19 protein-coding genes are annotated in these 17,492 nt (G+C 41.0%); 15 read left to right on the forward strand and 4 right to left on the reverse strand.

Annotated elements, in window-relative coordinates:
• Positions 1-5 precede the first annotated feature (5 nt).
• From AB1K80_RS00945 to AB1K80_RS00960, 4 genes are all read left to right on the forward strand, one after another.
• The gene (locus AB1K80_RS00945) at positions 6-1,568 is read left to right on the forward strand and encodes a ribonuclease YeeF family protein (protein ID WP_412854747.1); all 1,563 of its coding nucleotides are present in this window, start codon (positions 6-8) and stop codon (positions 1,566-1,568) included.
• Positions 1,569-1,601: 33 nt separating this feature from the next.
• Complete coding sequence (locus AB1K80_RS00950; protein WP_412854748.1) at positions 1,602-1,982, forward strand: phosphoribosylaminoimidazole synthetase; 381 nt, start codon at positions 1,602-1,604, stop codon at positions 1,980-1,982.
• A gap of 602 nt (positions 1,983-2,584) precedes the next feature.
• Entirely contained in the window at positions 2,585-3,460 is an 876-nt protein-coding gene (locus AB1K80_RS00955; protein ID WP_412854749.1) for a biotin/lipoate A/B protein ligase family protein, read from the forward strand.
• The gene (locus AB1K80_RS00960) at positions 3,450-3,683 is read left to right on the forward strand and encodes a DUF5970 family protein (RefSeq protein ID WP_412854750.1); all 234 of its coding nucleotides are present in this window, start codon (positions 3,450-3,452) and stop codon (positions 3,681-3,683) included. Before AB1K80_RS00955 ends, AB1K80_RS00960 begins: the two co-directional genes overlap by 11 nt.
• A 34-nt stretch (positions 3,684-3,717) precedes the next feature.
• Here the strand turns inward: AB1K80_RS00960 and AB1K80_RS00965 are convergent, their stop codons facing one another.
• Positions 3,718-4,524, reverse strand: coding sequence for an RsfA family transcriptional regulator (locus AB1K80_RS00965; RefSeq protein WP_412854751.1), 807 nt, complete (start codon positions 4,522-4,524; stop codon positions 3,718-3,720).
• Between the two features lie 240 nt (positions 4,525-4,764).
• On the opposite strand from AB1K80_RS00965, the gene AB1K80_RS00970 reads away from it, so the two are divergent.
• From AB1K80_RS00970 to AB1K80_RS00985, 4 genes are all read left to right on the forward strand, one after another.
• Entirely contained in the window at positions 4,765-4,986 is a 222-nt protein-coding gene (locus tag AB1K80_RS00970; RefSeq protein ID WP_412854752.1) for a DUF1450 domain-containing protein, read from the forward strand.
• Positions 4,987-5,157: 171 nt separating this feature from the next.
• Positions 5,158-6,459: an HD domain-containing protein gene (locus AB1K80_RS00975; protein WP_412854753.1), complete on the forward strand. Its 1,302-nt coding sequence runs from the start codon at positions 5,158-5,160 to the stop codon at positions 6,457-6,459.
• A 30-nt stretch (positions 6,460-6,489) separates the two neighbouring features.
• Complete coding sequence (locus tag AB1K80_RS00980) at positions 6,490-6,990, forward strand: YwgA family protein (protein WP_412854754.1); 501 nt, start codon at positions 6,490-6,492, stop codon at positions 6,988-6,990.
• 213 nt (positions 6,991-7,203) lie between these two features.
• A complete protein-coding gene (locus AB1K80_RS00985; RefSeq protein ID WP_412854755.1) occupies positions 7,204-8,010 on the forward strand; it encodes a zinc-dependent metalloprotease in 807 nt (268 codons plus the stop codon).
• Between the two features lie 49 nt (positions 8,011-8,059).
• On the opposite strand, the gene AB1K80_RS00990 is transcribed toward AB1K80_RS00985, so the two are convergent.
• Positions 8,060-8,245, reverse strand: coding sequence for a 2-hydroxymuconate tautomerase (locus AB1K80_RS00990; protein WP_012011601.1), 186 nt, complete (start codon positions 8,243-8,245; stop codon positions 8,060-8,062).
• 111 nt (positions 8,246-8,356) lie between these two features.
• Between AB1K80_RS00990 and AB1K80_RS00995 the strand changes: the two genes are divergently transcribed.
• On the forward strand, positions 8,357-9,013 hold the full coding sequence (locus tag AB1K80_RS00995; protein WP_412854756.1) for a site-2 protease family protein: 657 nt from the start codon (positions 8,357-8,359) through the stop codon (positions 9,011-9,013).
• A 13-nt stretch (positions 9,014-9,026) separates the two neighbouring features.
• Positions 9,027-9,545, forward strand: coding sequence for a YwhD family protein (locus AB1K80_RS01000; protein WP_412854757.1), 519 nt, complete (start codon positions 9,027-9,029; stop codon positions 9,543-9,545).
• 123 nt (positions 9,546-9,668) lie between these two features.
• Here the strand turns inward: AB1K80_RS01000 and AB1K80_RS01005 are convergent, their stop codons facing one another.
• Positions 9,669-11,738 carry a transglycosylase domain-containing protein gene (locus tag AB1K80_RS01005; RefSeq protein WP_412854758.1) on the reverse strand — a complete coding sequence of 690 codons (2,070 nt, stop codon included), beginning with the start codon at positions 11,736-11,738 and terminating at the stop codon, positions 9,669-9,671.
• A 205-nt stretch (positions 11,739-11,943) separates the two neighbouring features.
• Between AB1K80_RS01005 and speE the strand changes: the two genes are divergently transcribed.
• Both speE and speB read left to right on the forward strand, forming a co-directional pair.
• Positions 11,944-12,774, forward strand: a complete 831-nt coding sequence (speE, locus tag AB1K80_RS01010; protein WP_412854759.1) for a spermidine synthase — start codon at positions 11,944-11,946, stop codon at positions 12,772-12,774.
• 69 nt (positions 12,775-12,843) lie between these two features.
• Positions 12,844-13,716 (forward strand): agmatinase, encoded by an 873-nt coding sequence (gene speB, locus AB1K80_RS01015; protein ID WP_412854760.1) that lies wholly within the window; start codon positions 12,844-12,846, stop codon positions 13,714-13,716.
• Positions 13,717-13,778: 62 nt separating this feature from the next.
• Here the strand turns inward: speB and AB1K80_RS01020 are convergent, their stop codons facing one another.
• The gene (locus AB1K80_RS01020) at positions 13,779-14,693 is read right to left on the reverse strand and encodes a hypothetical protein (protein ID WP_412854761.1); all 915 of its coding nucleotides are present in this window, start codon (positions 14,691-14,693) and stop codon (positions 13,779-13,781) included.
• Between the two features lie 87 nt (positions 14,694-14,780).
• On the opposite strand from AB1K80_RS01020, the gene AB1K80_RS01025 reads away from it, so the two are divergent.
• The 3 genes from AB1K80_RS01025 (at position 14,781) to argS (ending at position 17,359) form a co-directional block, all read left to right on the forward strand.
• The gene (locus AB1K80_RS01025; protein WP_412854762.1) at positions 14,781-15,128 is read left to right on the forward strand and encodes a hypothetical protein; all 348 of its coding nucleotides are present in this window, start codon (positions 14,781-14,783) and stop codon (positions 15,126-15,128) included.
• 138 nt (positions 15,129-15,266) lie between these two features.
• Positions 15,267-15,689, forward strand: coding sequence for a DUF1934 domain-containing protein (locus tag AB1K80_RS01030; RefSeq protein WP_412854763.1), 423 nt, complete (start codon positions 15,267-15,269; stop codon positions 15,687-15,689).
• Positions 15,686-17,359 (forward strand): arginine--tRNA ligase, encoded by a 1,674-nt coding sequence (gene argS, locus AB1K80_RS01035; protein ID WP_412854764.1) that lies wholly within the window; start codon positions 15,686-15,688, stop codon positions 17,357-17,359. The genes AB1K80_RS01030 and argS overlap by 4 nt, the downstream gene beginning before the upstream one ends.
• Positions 17,360-17,492 lie beyond the last annotated feature (133 nt).

Here is a 17,492-nt window from a genome sequence, read left to right on the forward strand (position 1 = left end):
ATGGAATGAAAACCCTTGACGCCTTTGAGCTGAAGAATGGAATTGACCAAACGCTGAATCAGCTGAAGCAGCAATCACAGGATATTAAATCCCTAGAAAAACAAATCAATCAAATCATCTCATTAGATGGCGCACTAAAGGGAGAAGCTGGACAAGCGATAAAAGCGTTTTATACAGAGTGTCATATTCCCTTTTTGCAATTCTTTCAAGACGCCATTGAGGAATACAGCGCAGCGCTCAAAAAAATGAAAACAGCACTTCACTCATTTGAATCAAACGAAAAAGGTTATATCTCACAATCATTTCTCGAACATGAGCTGGATCAAGGATTAAAAAACGCCCAACAAGCGATTTCTGAAATCGTGTCAGATGCCAACAGCGCCATCGGTAAGGTTAGCCATATCATTGATTTACAAAGAGTGGACGAATCTTCTTTCCAACAAAGCTATCAAAAAGCATGGATGAACATCTCAAAAACCATTGGATCACTCCATGCCTTTGACAGAGAACAAGCCAGCGCTTTGGATGAAACCAATAACTCGATCCAAACAATGATGGAATACATGAATACCCTCGGCAGCATGTTCACTGGTCCGAAAATCGAGATCACGAGCTACAAAAAAGGATCTATTCTCAAAAATGAAGAAGACAAAAAAATCAGCAGTAACCTCAACGAATTGGATCGAAAAATAGACAATCCCGATGAAAACCCAATGATGGTTATGCTGAAGAAGTTGAATGAAAAAGAGCGGTCGAATGTGGATACGGTGGTTCGAAATGAGAACCATCGAAACATTCAAAAACAAGTAAAAGCAAACGACCCATCGCTTACGCCATTACAAAGAGAAGCCGCGTTCGCAAAAAAACGGAAATCTGGAGACATCAGGGTCGTTAATGGTAAACTACACAATGTAAAAGGCATCAAGAAACTGAAAGAATTCGACATTGCAGATGAAGTCGTCACCGACTCATCAGACATTGATTTTATAGGCGGTCGATATGTCGTTTACGCCAATAAACAAATCATCCGAACGTATTTCGTAAACGGTGAGGAAATAATTGAAGAAGTCGACAAGATCCCAAATAGCCGAAGCAATGGAAATGCTCAAGAACTTGACTCGGCATTTGAAGGAACTCTTTTGGAAGTTATTAGTATTCCAGTCATGAAATTATTCAAGGTTGGGAAATATGTTTTTAAGATTAATAAAGGTGAGAATGTGGCGAAGAAGGTTGAGACGACTTCTAAAACTACGAATGATGTTCTTAAAAACCCTAACAAGAGCAAGTTTGGGTCTGTAGACCTTGATAAACTTTATAAGAATGTGTCTTTAGGAAAAGGAACTACAGGCAGAACAAAACCAAAAAATTTAAATGAACAATTGGCTATGAAGGAAGTACTCTCAAATCCTAATTCAGGCAAACCTATCCCGTTAAGAAAAGGGATGACAGACTCTCGTTGGCCTAAAGATGAAGGTTGGGTTAAAATGTCTAAGAATGTGAATGGAATTGAAGTTCACTATTTAAAAAACACTAAAACAGGCCAGTTCGATGATTTTAAATTCAAATAAATGAAGGTGACATTAATGAAGGTAAAATGCAAGATGAATATAGGCTTAGAATTATCAGAAAAAACATATGAAATCGGTTATAGCCCTGAAACCATCTTCAATTTAAAAAAGGACGAACAATATAGCGTTTATAGCATTTGTGAATGGAACTCTTCTTTACATTTTTTAATCAAAAGTGAAGAAGACAACTTTCCATCTTGGTATCCCTCGGAGTTATTTGAAGTTACAGAGAAGCAGTTGCCACTAGAATGGTATTTTAATTTCAATAGGGATAATGATATTTCCGCAGTGTGGGGTTATAAAGAGTTGGTGATGGATGAGAGTCATTTCGATGGTTTAATGGAGCGAGAACACGATGCATTAAAAGTATTTTTGAAACGAAAAAAAGAAATAGACGAAGATTTTACTAATTAAGTTAAAAGACGCTAAACAAGCGTCTTTCTTTTTACTCGGATATTTAGTTAATCTAATGAAGTTCTTTAGAGCTTGTAAATAGGATATAAAAGTGATAACTCTTTTATAGAACTAAATATCTTGGTCTATCTCGTTAATAATAGCTGTAGGCAGTGTTATTAATTAGTTAAAAGAATGTAAGGAATTGTTTTTTGAAATTTCACTTCAAGATGATCAACCAATTACTGTATATATAGCACCCGTCATACAGTGGATGAATCATAAAAAAACAAAAGGTTCTATCTGGAGATGAAGTATTATTATTCTCCTTGGAAGCTAATTATTTAGTTTTACTATTGATTGGGTAGTGCTACATTCTCATCATGGTTTTGAATTTTTATGGTACAACGAACAAAATTCAAAGAAGTAGAATTAAGTTTTTTCTCATACTTTTAAAACCTTACTGAAAAAGAAAAGCAGGCTATCTATAAATAGTGAGTTGCTTCTATAGTGTACTGAGGACATTGTGAAACGAATTGACATGTTATTCTCCCAACATCCATTCCCTCCACTCCTCCCATGTTATAATAAACACAGTTTATGAACGAGAGGATATGCAAGCGATGAAAAATGAACCTATTGAGTTACTGACACAGCCGACATGGCGAATCATTGATCAGTCGAGTCTTGGTCCTTATGTGGATGCGAAGCAGTCCTTTGCGATGGATGATACGCTTTGTGCGTCGGTAGGGAAAGGGCTCTCTCCAGCGACGGCCCGTTCTTGGGTGCATCATGATACGATTGTCCTTGGGATTCAAGATACTAGACTTCCATTCCTTCAAGAGGGAGTACGGCTGCTTGAAGAAGAGGGGTATCGCGTGATTGTACGCAATTCTGGTGGGCTGGCTGTGGTGCTAGACGATGGTGTATTGAATGTGTCGTTAATTTTTGCAGAACAAAAGAAGGGCATTGATATTGACCGTGGGTATGATGCCATGGTGGCGCTGATTCGGCGGATGCTGGCGATGTATCAAGTGGACATTGAGGCGTATGAAATTGTCGGATCGTATTGTCCCGGAAGTTATGATTTGAGCATCAATGGGAAAAAATTTGCAGGCATTTCTCAGCGTAGATTACGCGGGGGCGTCGCCGTGCAAATTTATTTGTGTGCAGATGGCAGCGGTCAAGAGAGAGCGGATGTGATTCGTCGTTTTTATGACGCAGCTTTACAGGATAAACGGCATGAAGTAAAGGCGGTATTTCCTGAAATAAAGCCTGATACGATGGCTTCTCTATCCGAATTAATAGGTGTACCGATTGATTGTCAGCTGCTTATGCGCCTTTTACTAGAAGAGCTTCAGAAGTTGAGTGAACAGTTGATCGCATCTGGCTTTACGACAGAAGAACAATTGGAATTTGAGAAAAACATGACGCGCATGATTGAGCGGAATGAGAAAGTTTTTTCTTCAATAGAAAGGAAGGATCACGATGAAATCTAAAAACGGTAGCTACCTCTATCTCCTTTGGCTCCCAGTCATTATTGGAGCTGGCTACGGCATTTCGCTTCTATTGCCGTTTCTTCAGCCAGTCCTTACGCTTGGCATCGCAGGTCTTTATATATTTATTTTTGGTGATTTTCAGGTGAGACAGGTAAGATATATCTTTATGTTTGTGTTTTTGATCAATATCCTGTTTAGTGTCATCTTATTTTTAGGTATTTAAAAAAGTGCTTCCCGTATATGGGGAGCACTTTTTGTTATTCGGCCATTTTTTCGAGATTGCCGTTCCGATCCATTTTAAAGGTTGGTGCGGCATTGTCGTCTTCTTCAAATAAAACTAGTTTTCTTGCACGGTTCATGATTTTGACAAGTGTTTCATAATCTTCTTGAATCGTGAGTTGATCCTTTTCAAGCTTTTTCACTTCAGCTTCTAGCTGTGAGACTTTATGTGAAAGTTCGTTGTTTTCTCGTTTTAACCGGCTGTTTTCCATTTGTAGTGCAGAGGATCGTTGTCCATCGCCTTCATAGCGGCGTAAGAAATCAATGACATCTTCGATCGTCAGTTCCGCACGTTGTTGGAATGGATTGGATGCTGGCGGTGTCTCTGTCTTCGTCACGTTTGAAGCCTGTGACAATAAATGTGATAAACTAGCTAACTCTTCATTATAACTTTGATCAACAAACTGGAGCTGTTCCGCTGTTTCGGATGCCGGTGCGAATGTTTCTTCTTTTGCAGGTTCTAGTTCTTGAGCGTATTCCTCATGTGTGATGGTCTCTTCTACTTGCGGCTGATAGAGTAAACGTTTCTTCGCAGGCTGTCCATTGCCGAGTGCGCGCATGCGTTGTTTTCGCTGTTTTTTGGCAAGTGCCAATGCTTTTTCATATTGATGTCTCACCACTGCATTCCAACGAAATCCGCATGCGGCTGAGGTACGGTTGAGTTTGTCTCCTACTTCTTCAAATGCATTTAGCTGTGTACTGCCTTCTCTGACGTGGCGTAAGACGGTTTCGGCAAGAAGAAGATCATTTTCCTCTGACCAAGCATCTTGTCTTTGTTTTGACATGTGTTTAAACCCCCATATGTTTTGATGGTATTAGAGTAGCCAAGTTCAAGAAGGTTTATACAAGTTTGCTAAAAGGATAGTGGAAAATACTAGCTTTTATGTGAACGGATTCAGTGTGAGAATGCGCCTTGCATGTCCAGTCGCTTCGATGTACAATGTTGGGTGGTATATTCTTAACTCTTGGTTTTCCAACTGTTTCATATAGAATGAAGTTTCATAATTGAAAGGAAGCGTAAGACCATGGCTAATGAATTTCGCGTATGTGACGATTGTGATGCGACGAACCTAAAGACGTTATTGCCTCGACTTAAAGCGGTTGACCCTGATGCGAAAATTGAGATTGGTTGTCAATCATATTGTGGTCCAGGTCGTAAAAAGGCTTTTGCGTTTGTGAACAATCGCCCATTATCTGCACTGACAGAAGATGAATTACTTGAGAAAGTTCAAAAAAAAGTCAAATAAATGTCACTGAATGTGTTCAGTCGATCTAAAATGAGGTCCGTCCCAGTCAGGTCGGGCTTTTTACGTCCGAGTCATTTTCGAGAACACATTCACGAGTAAATTCAAGGATGTTTTCGGGGAAACTTACCCGATATAATAGAAACACGTCTTAAAAAAAAGAGGGACGAAATCATGGCGTATCCAAAAGGGAAATTATCTGAAGAAAAGGTATTCAAAGATCCTGTGCACCGCTATGTTCACGTACGGGACGCATTAATATGGGATTTAATTGGAACGAGAGAATTTCAGCGCCTTAGACGAATTAAACAGCTGGGAACGACGTATTTGACGTTTCACGGCGCAGAACACAGCCGATTCAATCATTCACTCGGTGTATACGAGATTGTGAGACGAATTGTTGATGATGTGTTCAAGGGACGTCCAGAGTGGGATGAGGAGGAGCGAGAGCTTGTGCTTAGTGCTGCCTTACTTCACGACCTCGGGCATGGTCCGTTTTCTCATTCCTTTGAAAAAGTCTTCCATTTAGATCATGAATCATTTACTAGAGAGATCATTTTAGGGCAGACGGAAGTAAATGAAGTGCTGCGACGAGTCAGTGATGATTTTCCGAAGCATGTAGCTGAAATCATTGCGAAAACCTATCAAAACAAACAGGTGGTTAGTTTGATATCAAGTCAAATTGATGCCGATAGGATGGATTATTTACAGCGTGATGCCTACTATACAGGCGTTAGCTATGGCCATTTTGATATGGAGCGTATTTTACGTGTGATGCGTCCGAGAGAAGATCAGATTGTGATCAAGCAAAGCGGGATGCATGCCGTTGAGGATTATATTATGAGTCGCTATCAAATGTACTGGCAGGTGTATTTCCATCCAGTGACACGCAGTGCGGAAGTCATTTTAACGAAAATCCTTCATCGTGCAAAAGAGCTGCATGAAACGGGCTATATATTTACACATGCCCCTGTTCATTTCTACTCGATCTTTGAAGGAAATGTCACCACAGAGGACTATATTAAGCTGGACGAACCGATTGTTTTATTTTATTTTCAGGCGTGGGAAGACGAAGAAGATCACGTGCTGGCTGATTTGTGCCGCCGTTTTATGAACCGCCGATTATTCCAATATACAGAGTTTAATCCAAACGAAGAAATGACGAAATACTTTAAGCTGACTGCCTTGTTCAAGGATGCAGGGATTGATCCCGAATATTATTTAGTGGTCGACTCTTCCTCTGATTTACCCTATGACTTTTACAGGCCTGGGGAAGAAGAAGAAAGACTGCCGATTCATCTCATGACACAAAGTGGTCAGATTAAAGAATTGTCGAGACAATCAGATATTGTTGACGCCATTTCCGGTAAACGAAGAACCGATCACAAACTTTATTTCCCGATGGACTTAATTGAGAATATGTCGGAAAAAGCTGAAGAAAAGAAGGCGATCATGAAGTTGCTTGGATTGGGATAAAGAAGTACTGAAAAAGGAGATGTCGGGAACTTGTTGAAAGAGCATGCAAAGTTGATGAAGGTATTCTCGGAGTCAGGGGAAATTGTTGGACGGAAAAAGCTGCAAAAAATGATTTACATAGCAAAAAAGCTAGATTTGCCCTTTTACGAGAAATACGATTTTCATTTTTATGGCCCCTATTCAGAGGAGTTGACGCTCAGAATTGAAGAGCTGTGCAATCTTGGATTTTTGAACGAAATGAAAGAAAAGAAGGGTGGATACTATCAATATCGCTATTCACTTACGGACAATGGGAAGGAATTCCTCGACCAGTGTGAAGTGGACATGCCCGATCTCAAAGTGGTCACACAGCAGATGAACGAGCAACCATCTCGTTTTCTTGAGCTTGTCTCGACGATATTATACTTTGATCACTTGCCTCAAGATGAGGTGAAGGAAAAGGTCTTTACTATTAAAAGCAAGCAGCGATATACAGACGAAGAGTTTGAATCAGCCCTTGCTTATATTGAACAATTAAAGGAATTGAGCTAGATGAAAAGGCCCGAAAGTTTTCGGGCTTTTTTTTGTTTGTCGAATTTAGACCAAAAGTTCTATGGTTAGCGAGAATGATCAACTGAAAATGAGTGAATATGATGTGTCTTGTTTGTCGGTATGTGTATCCAATTACCTGTTTTTGACTCGGTTGGAGGATAATCTTAGTTTTCAGTGAATATAGAATATTGTGAAAATAAGGGAGGGATAGGAATGAAGAAACGTTCAGTCTTTTTGTCATTTTTATTGGTAGGTAGTTTGTTACCGGGGGTAAGTGCAGCTTCAGCCCCAGTAACGAGTGCAGGGCACGATCATGATCATGGACCATTTGAAACACATATAAGTGAAGGACTGCCAAAAGCAAAGGATTTTAAAGATTTAATGACAGCACCTTCTATTGAACGAGATGTGACAACAAAGGTTTTAGATGAATCTGGTAAGCAGGTAGGGACACGAACCTTTAAAGCGAATACTGGTGACTCTATTAAAACGAAAGCTAGTACAGGCAGTCAAAAAGTAACGGTTTATGCAGTAGCCGATGCACAATATCGTGCGAAATATAGTGATTGGCAGACAAGAATTGTGAGTATCATAGAGCAAGCGGACGTGACATTTAACCGTGACCATGATGTAGATTTTGTGGTACAAGCAGTAGGATCTTGGACGTCTTCTGGATCGAATTCAAGCCAAATGTTATCAAATCTTCAGCGTAGTTTTGATGGTAGAGGATATGACTTTGTGACAGGATTTACAGCAAACCCAAGCTTTGATGCGGGGGGAATTGCTTATGTATACAATAGTGCACCAAGTGGAAGTGCGTTCAGCATTAACCTGGATCAAGGAACAGCCAATACGGCAAAAGCAGCTACGCATGAATATGGACATAACTTTGGTTTACCACATGATCCACAAGGCAGCGGAATCGTTTGCTTGATGAATTACGATTACTCTTACACAGTTGATTATTTCGATGCGGCACATAAAAGTCAGGTCAACCGTAATAAAGCGTGGTACAGATAACTGATTCACAAAAAGGACAAACACCGATGTGTTTGTCCTTTTTATATGCTTACAAGTCGCTGATTCGCTTTCCTGCTACGGCATAGTGTTCTTTTTTCATTTCTTCAATAATGACAGATACTTTTTCTGCCCCTGCGCCTGTTGTTTCAACAACGGCATCGGTTACTTTCTCTACAAGTGCTCTTTTCTGCTCGTCAGTTCTTCCTTCAAGCATTTGAACGGTTACGATTGGCATGTGGAAACCTCCTTTTTTCTTCAGTACGACGATTCCCTTTAGTCTAAGGGACTTCTTATAGTATACTGAATAAAGTAAATCATTGTATAGAAAGAAAGAGGGATTCATGCATTGGGTCAATTTCTCGTTTATCCATTAGAACTGATTCCATATGTCGCCATCACGCTTGTCGTTGCGTTCACGATGCACGAGCTGGCGCATGCATATGTTGCGTATCGTTTCGGAGACCCGACAGCTAAAAATCAAGGAAGACTGACCTTAAATCCATTAAAGCATCTGGATGTTTTCGGGACGATCCTCATCTTTGTGGCTGGGTTTGGCTGGGCAAGACCAGTACCGGTCAATCGATACCATTTTAAACAACCACGCTTAGCAGGGATTTGTGTATCCATCGCTGGGCCTCTTAGTAACTTGGTTTTAGCATTTGTTGGCTTTGTGGTGTTTGTGCTTCTTCAAAAATTTGGAGGAGAGTGGATCATACGCTTTGAGCCGGGTATCGATTACTTTTTCCGCATCTTTATTAACTTGAACATCGTGTTATTTTTATTTAATTTATTACCGATTCCGCCGCTAGATGGATATCGTATTATCGAGGACATCGTCAGTCCTGGCATCCGTGCGAAAATGACGCAGTTTGAACAATATGGGATCATTATCTTTCTTATATTTATCATTACGCCGCTCGGTCAATTTATATTTGGTCCATTAGCCAGTATGAGAGACCAAATTATTTCTTGGTTTACTCTTATTATGAAACCGCTGCTTTAGGAGGTCTAATCAAATGGAAGGTAAAAAAAAGAAACCAATTGGTTTTAATATCATTAAAAAAACAGATGCCACTGACGGGCATGGAGGGTTTGGCGCAGGCGCACTAAGCCTTGATAACATCTCACCAGTTATCATTGATGTCGAAGAAAAGGAAGCTGTCATTGATATTGGCGCGATGCATGCAAGAAGTGCTGTAGAGAAAGGCATCAAATTTTTGAAAACCAAAGAAGAGGTGCCAAACGGCAAGCCATACTGGCTCGTATGGGTCACCATTGATCGCAGGGAAGAGGGCCCTTACTATGCAGGGGTAACTGCCTGTGAGATGACAGTCGATCGCTCTATTCGTCGCGGATATAAATCACTTCCGGAGCATGTGAATTTAATGGATAAATCCATGAAACGAAAAATCGTTGTCGATCATATGGACGATGCATCCAAAAAAGTGCTTGCTGATTTCCTAAAGAGTCATAATGAGGCATTGTGGGAAGCGTCAACTGACGAATTGAAAGAAGGATTGGCTGTCTCTGAGTAATTGTGAAATTTTTGTGAAAAATGGCGATTGGTGACCATTTATTGCCGATTTTTCAGTAAACTGGAGTTAAAGCTAGGACATGGAGAGTCCCGAGATGTGCATCTCGGGGTTTTTCATGTCTTTTTATCGTTGTAGCCATTTGTCCCACCATTTTCTTGGCTTTTGGTCTTGGGCTGGCTCTTGATCCGTCGCTTTTTCTTCGGCGCCGTAACAGACACCTGTTGGCTCAGTTCCTTCTATAAAATAAGTAAACACCTTTGATTCACATCCTGGCCCGGCGAGCTCTCCGGTTTTTGGATTGATATACACCCCTTTTACCCCATCTGGCGGCATAAAGGAGGAGGCTGGTTGCTCGATGAGGGCAGATTCCATAAAGGAGGCCCAAATCTTTTTCGCATAGGCCGTTTCTTCGACTGAGTCAATGGTGCGTCCTTTATCATAGCCTGTCCACACCCCTGTTACGAGCTGTGGAGAGAAACCAATCATCCAGCTGTCGGCGCCGGTTGTTCCTGATTTTCCGCCATACGTTCTTGTGAGATCCTTCAAAATGGTCCGTCCAGTGACACTTGTGTATCCGTTTAATTGTTGATTGAACATCCCTGACATCATATCAGTGGTGACAAACGCCGCCTGTTCATCTAGTATTTGCTGTCGTTTTTGTTTTTCCTCAAAAAGTACGTTGCCTTTTGCATCCGTGACTTTGGTGATAAAGGTCGGCTTTACTTGTTTGCCGCCATTTACAAGCATGGCGTAAGCGTTGGTCATTTCAATTGGTTTCACAGGGGACGTTCCGAGGGCAAGTGATGGCACTTGATCGAGTTGTTCATGAATACCAAACATTTCGCCAGCACGGACAAGCTGTTCCATGCCTAAGAACAGATGGGTTTTAACAGCATAAATATTGTCAGAGAGAGCCAGTGCTTGAAGCATCGTAATACCGTCATTGGCATAGTATCCATGATAGTTGCTTGGTGAATAAGCGGCACGACTGCCTTGATCTTCTAGTTCGAAGACAGTCTCTTCGCTTCGCATGACCGTGGCTGGTGTAAAACCATGTTGCAAGGCGACATAATAGAGGAGTGGCTTCATCGTCGAGCCTGGTTGCCTCTTGGCTTGTGTCACCCGATTAAATGGGCTTTTCTCATAATCCCTTCCACCGACTAGGGCAAGTACATGACCTGTCTGGGGATGGATGGCGGTAAAGCCGATTTGAATCGCTGAGCCTGGGTTCATGATGTCTTTGATCGTGTTCTCAGCGATATTCTGTAAATCAGGGTTTAGCGTCGTTTGAATATGAAGCCCATATGTTTCAATCTGCTCGTCTGTTAATTGCAGGCGTTGTTTTAATTCACGAATCACATCATCATAAAAATATGGAGCTTGCTTTGCTTGTAGCTGCTTCTGTTGCAACGGACGATAAGACAGCTTCTCATTTGCGGCATGAGCGGCTTCCTTTTTAGAAATCATTCCATCTTCTCGCATTTGCCTGAGAATCATATCTTTTCTCGTGCCAGCTTTCTCTTGATTGACATAGGGGGAATAGAGAGAAGGGCCCTTTGGAATTCCGGCGAGTAGTGCAGATTCAGCTAGGGTTAAATCCTTTGCCTTTTTCCCGAAATATAGACGGGAGGCAGCTTCGATCCCGTATGCTCCGTGTCCATAATAAATCGTATTTAAGTAACCTTCTAAAATCTCATCTTTTGTATAGTTTTGCTCTAAGCGGATGGTGTAAAAGGCTTCATTCCACTTCCGCTTCCAAGTCTTATCATGATCTAAGTAAAGATTTCGTGCATATTGCTGAGTGATGGTGCTGGCCCCTTGCACTTTTGCCATTGCCCGAATGTCAGCCACCGCAGCACCTGCCATCCGTTTCACATCAAAGCCATGATGCTGATAAAACGTTTTGTCCTCAACAGCAACTACTGCCTTCCTGATGTGGGGAGACATGTCTTTTAATGAGACCCAATATCTCTTTTCTCCAAAATTAGATTCTCCTAATTTAGAGCCATCTGCTGCATAAATGGTTGTGGATTGGGGAACTTGAACAGAAGGGGCGCCTTGCCACTTTGCAAGTAAGAGGATGGTCAAAAAGACAGTCCCTGCAAAAAGAAAGGCGAGCAAGCCGATAAAAAAACAGGCCCGAATCGTTTTCACGGTCATGCGGAATTTTTTATTACTCATGATTGTGTCCATGTAAAGCCCCCATTTGACGGTTTTGTATCAGTATGGAACAAAGAAAAACGTTTTAAACAAGTGAATGTGATGAGAGTTGATACGGTTCTTTACAATTTGAATTGAATCCACTATACTTTTTTCTTGGACAATCGGTCTAGCGTGATAGCCGATAAGGCGCTAATGATAAATGTGTATTGATATTTGGATGAGAGGAAGATGGACAATGAGCGAACTTTGGTATACAGAGAAGCAAACGAAGAATTTTGGCATTACATTGAAGGTCAATAAAACCCTTCATACGGAACAAACAGATTTTCAACATTTAGAAATGGTGGAAACAGAAGAGTTTGGCAATATGCTGTTTTTAGACGGAATGGTGATGACGTCAGAGAAAGATGAGTTTGTATACCATGAAATGGTGGCACATGTTCCTCTTTTCACTCATCCAAACCCAGAAAATGTACTAGTAGTCGGCGGTGGAGATGGCGGTGTCATCCGTGAAATCCTCAAACATCCAAGTGTGAAAAAAGCGACACTTGTTGATATTGACGGTAAAGTCATTGAATACTCGAAAAAATTCCTTCCATCGATTGCTGGAAAACTTGATGATCCTCGTGTAGATGTGAAAGTCGGAGATGGCTTTATGCACATTGCGGAAGCGGATAACGAGTATGATGTGATCATGGTCGATTCAACAGAGCCAGTGGGCCCAGCTGTCAACTTGTTCTCTAAAGGCTTTTACGCAGGAATTTCAAAGGCACTAAAAGAAGACGGCATTTTCGTTGCACAAACAGACAACCCCTGGTTCACACCAGAGTTGATCACGAATGTACAACGTGATGTAAAGGAAATTTTCCCGATCACAAAACTCTACACTGCGAACATTCCAACGTATCCAAGTGGTCTTTGGACATTCACCATCGGATCTAAGAAGTATGATCCACTTGCTGTAGAGGACAGCCGTTTCTTTGAGATTGAAACGAAATATTACACAAAAGAGTTGCACAAAGCGGCATTTGTTCTGCCGAAATTTGTGAGTGATTTAATCAAATAAACCAAACAAAACGGAAAGGCGCAAACGATTCTTTGCGCCTTTTTTTAAAGCATAAAAGGAGGAGTTTGCATGAGATTTGACGAGGCATATTCAGGTAAAGTGTTTATTGGAAGTCAGCCGACATGGGAAGATGCAAAAGTGATTTTATACGGTATGCCAATGGATTGGACGGTTAGCTACCGCCCAGGCTCACGTTTTGGTCCGAACCGCATTCGTGAAGTATCTATTGGTTTAGAGGAGTACAGTCCTTACCTAGATCGAGAACTGCATGAGGTGCCATTCTTTGATGCGGGTGATATTCCGCTTCCATTTGGTAATGCACAAAAAAGCTTAGACCTCATTGAGGAATATGTGGACAGCATTTTAGAAAAAGGGAAATTTCCATTAGGGATGGGTGGAGAACACCTTGTCTCTTGGCCTGTTTTCCGTGCGATGTACAAGAAATACCCTGATTTGGCGATTATTCATATGGATGCACATACGGACCTTCGCGAGGAATATGAGGGAGAGCCGCTTTCTCATTCCACACCGATCCGTAAAGTAGCAGGACTGATTGGACCTGAAAATGTATTCTCATTCGGTATCCGTTCAGGTATGAAGGAAGAGTTCGAATGGGCAAAAGAAGCGGGTATGCATATTTCGAAATTTGAAGTGCTAGAGCCATTAAAGGAAGTATTACCTAAGTTAAAGGGACGTCCAGTATATGTCACAATCGACATTGATGTACTAGACCCAGCCCATGCACCAGGGACTGGAACGGTTGATGCTGGCGGTATTACATCAAAGGAACTGCTTGCATCGATTCATGCGATTGCAGGATCTGATGTTCATGTCGTCGGTGCGGACCTTGTCGAGGTAGCACCTGTCTACGATCACTCAGACCAAACCGCGAATACGGCGAGTAAGCTATTGCGTGAAATGTTACTTGGGTTTGTGAAGTGAAATAAATAAAAGCCTGTACAACTTTTAAAAGAGTTGTACAGGCTTTTTTCAAATAGGATGTATTACCAATTGATACAAACAGCTAGACCAGCAACACCTGTGATTTCGGCAGCAAGTCCTTTAAAAGCACTACCACCAACTTTTAATTTTTCCTCCCATGTAGTTGCGCCAGCTAATAATTTCGCAGTTTCTTTAAGACCACCTAATTCTTTGATATATTTCTTTACTTTGATAATTTTGGCGGCTGCAAATAAATTAGAACCAATAAACCAAGTAATCGCTGCTGAACATGCGGCAATTTTACCCCAGTCTGGATCGGCGATGATTGGGAAAGCAGTGTTTTCATTGAATTCTACAACTTGGATCAATGTATTTCCTTCGGTTTCATAACGAGTAGGGACATCATGATTGTTTGCGTCTTTTGCCCAAGCGGGGCTAAAAATAGAAGTAATCATGTTTTTCTCGTTTACGACATACACTTCTCCTGTGTCGAACTCTTTACCTAAGTACTCTGCGGCAGATACCAATTTACTTCCTTTAGGCAAATTCATGTCAAAACGATATTCTTTTGGTGCATGTTGATTATTAATTTGGATGAGACTTTTTAGGCCATCTTTAGTGGGTTGAACTGCGTACAGGGCATTTGCTTTCTCATGATGATTATAAACGATTGTACCATTTGGGGATAATTCTCCTTCTTTGATATTGCTAGAAGGTAAAGAGATATTCGTAGAGACGTCAAGTTGGATTGGTTTTGCTGGATCTTTTGGTATTTCAAAATCATTTGTAGTATTTCTGGACGTGTATGTATCGTTACTTTTGGTTGATTTTAAAATGTCGCTTATTCCTGTAATATTTTCTATATCATGGGCAGGATTCACTTCTTGCTGAGCTACAGATGTTTTAGGGTGAATAATAGAACCGAATAGAGCTAGAGTGATTAAAATGGGAATTGATGTGAACAACTTTTTTCTCATAAAAACTCCTCTTTTCAATTTTATTTTTAATAGATTGCATATATAATATTTAACATACTTTATAAAATAAGTAAATGGAGGAATAAAATGCTATCAGCTATTTGTATGGTATTACTCGCTTTATGTGTGTTAGGAGCGGGTTTTCTCACGCTGAAAAGAGAGTTAGTATCTGAGCCGCCGGTTTTTGCCTCGAAAAAGGAGGCGAAGGACGGGATCGTTTCCCTGTTTCAAGATCGAGGTTTTTTCTATCTAACTGGCATTGCGCTATTCATGCAGATTGTGTTTAAGCAAGCCCGCATTGTTCCATTCGATGTCTTTCAGGCATTTTTGGCAAGTTCAGGTATACAGTCACTTTTTTACTTAATCAATAGAAAAGATTTAGGAATAAAGGCTGGACTCGTTCTAGTGATCAGTTTTATTTTTCTTTTTTTCTAAGGAGCAGATGACCTGCTCTTTTTTTATGTGGAAAAACGAAGTTTAATCCTGTGGAAGTTGAGAAATGATGGTATGATAGGCGATCGTGAATATGGTATACTATTTTAGTTAAACGGGTCTTAGCAAAGGAAGTGCAATATGACACAAAACCAAGTTTCAATTCATGTGAAATCAGTGATGAAACCAGAGGCGGAACCAGCTGAAACAATTGAATTCCGCACAACTGGAACGTATCAAGAGAAGAATGACAAAACGTATCTCACGTATCATGAAGAACATGAAATGGGTCAAGTGAAAACAGTCGTAAAAATGAGTGAAAAGGATATTTTCGTGATGAGATCGGGTGCGATTCAAATGAAGCAGCGTTTTCTGATTGGTGAAACGACAGTCACTCATTACACCATGCCATTTGGTACACTTCAGCTTGATGTACATACACACGGCATTGAGCGAGACATTGAAAATGGTTCCTTGCATATTACATACGATATGCTGACAGGTGAAAATCAAAAACATTTACATACATTATCGATCTCATATAAGGAGGATTCACGTTCATGAATATCGCAGAACAGGTCAAAGATGCGTTAAAGGAAGAAATCATTGCGGCAGTTGTCAAAGCAGGGCTTGCTGATGAAAGTCAGGTGCCAGATGTCCTGCTAGAAGTGCCAAAAGAGAAGACACACGGAGACTACTCCACGAATATGGCGATGCAGCTTGCACGCATTGCCAAAAAGGCACCTCGCCAAATCGCTGAAGACATTGTAAATGCGTTTGACAAGGGCAAAGCATCAATTGAAAAACTAGATATCGCAGGTCCAGGATTCATTAACTTTTATATGAACAATCAGTATTTAACAAAGCTCATTCCAGCGGTTCTTGAAGCAAATGAGGCATATGGTGAAACGAATACAGGAGCCGGTCAAAAAGTTCAAGTGGAATTCGTATCAGCCAATCCGACAGGTGACCTTCACCTTGGACATGCCCGTGGTGCAGCAGTCGGGGATTCTCTTTGCAACATTTTAGATAAAGCAGGGTTCGATGTGAGCCGTGAATACTATATCAATGATGCAGGGAATCAGATCAATAATCTCGCTTTATCTGTAGAAGTACGTTACTTTGAGGCACTTGGTCTTGAAAAAGAAATGCCTGAAGACGGCTATAGAGGAGAAGACATCAAGGGCATTGGTCAGAAGCTTGCAGATGAGTTTGGTGATCGATTCGTACATGAGACAGAAGAAGAGCGACGCAAGTTCTTCCGTGAATATGGTTTGAAATACGAATTAGAAAAATTACGTGTCGACCTTGAGAATTTCCGTGTGCCATTTGATGTATGGTATTCTGAAACGTCTTTATATGAAAGTGGGAAGATCGATCCGGCGCTAGAAACGCTTCGTGAAAAAGGCTATATCTTTGAAGAAGATGGAGCGACATGGCTTCGTTCGACTGATTTTGGTGATGACAAAGACCGTGTTCTCATTAAAAAGGACGGCAGCTTCACTTACTTGCTTCCAGACATCGCCTATCATAAAGACAAGCTAGATAGAGGCTTTGATCAGCTTATTAATATTTGGGGCGCGGACCATCATGGCTATATCCCTCGAATGAAAGCGGCGATCCAAGCGCTCGGTTATCCAGCAGACAAGCTTGAAGTGGAAATCATTCAGCTCGTTCACCTATACAAAAACGGTGAAAAAATGAAGATGAGTAAGCGTACAGGTAAAGCTGTGACGATGCGTGATTTGATTGAAGAAGTAGGCTTAGATGCGACTCGTTATTTCTTTGCGATGAGAAGTGCAGCGACACATATGGACTTTGACCTAGACTTAGCGATTTCTACGTCTAATGAAAACCCAGTGTACTACGCACAATATGCACATGCGAGAATTTGTAGCATGCTCCGTCAAGGAGAAGAAAAAGGCTACGAGCCACATCTTGATAAAGCCGATCTTTCTCACATTCAATCAGAAAAAGAGTACGATCTTCTGAAAATCATCGGCAGCTTCCCAGAAGTTGTAGCAGAAGCAGCTGAAAAGCGTATTCCGCATCGCGTCACAAACTATATCTATGATCTAGCATCAGCCCTTCACAGCTTCTACAATGCTGAAAAGGTCATCGATGTAGAAAATGAAACAAAAACAACCGCACGTCTTTCACTGATGAAAGCGACACAAATCACACTCGCCAACGCATTAAAGCTGATTGGCGTATCTGCACCGGAAAAGATGTAATGAATCAAAGCCCCGCTCTGTTCAAAGAGTGGGGCTTTTTATATGAAAACACCCGCTATAGGACAGTGAGTGTTGCACATTAACCAAGCATATTAATGATGTTAGAATTAGAATCGAGTAATTAATTGGCTGA

Origin of the sequence: Bacillus sp. 179-C3.3 HS (assembly GCF_047229225.1) — a bacterium.
GTDB lineage: Bacteria > Bacillota > Bacilli > Bacillales > Bacillaceae > Bacillus.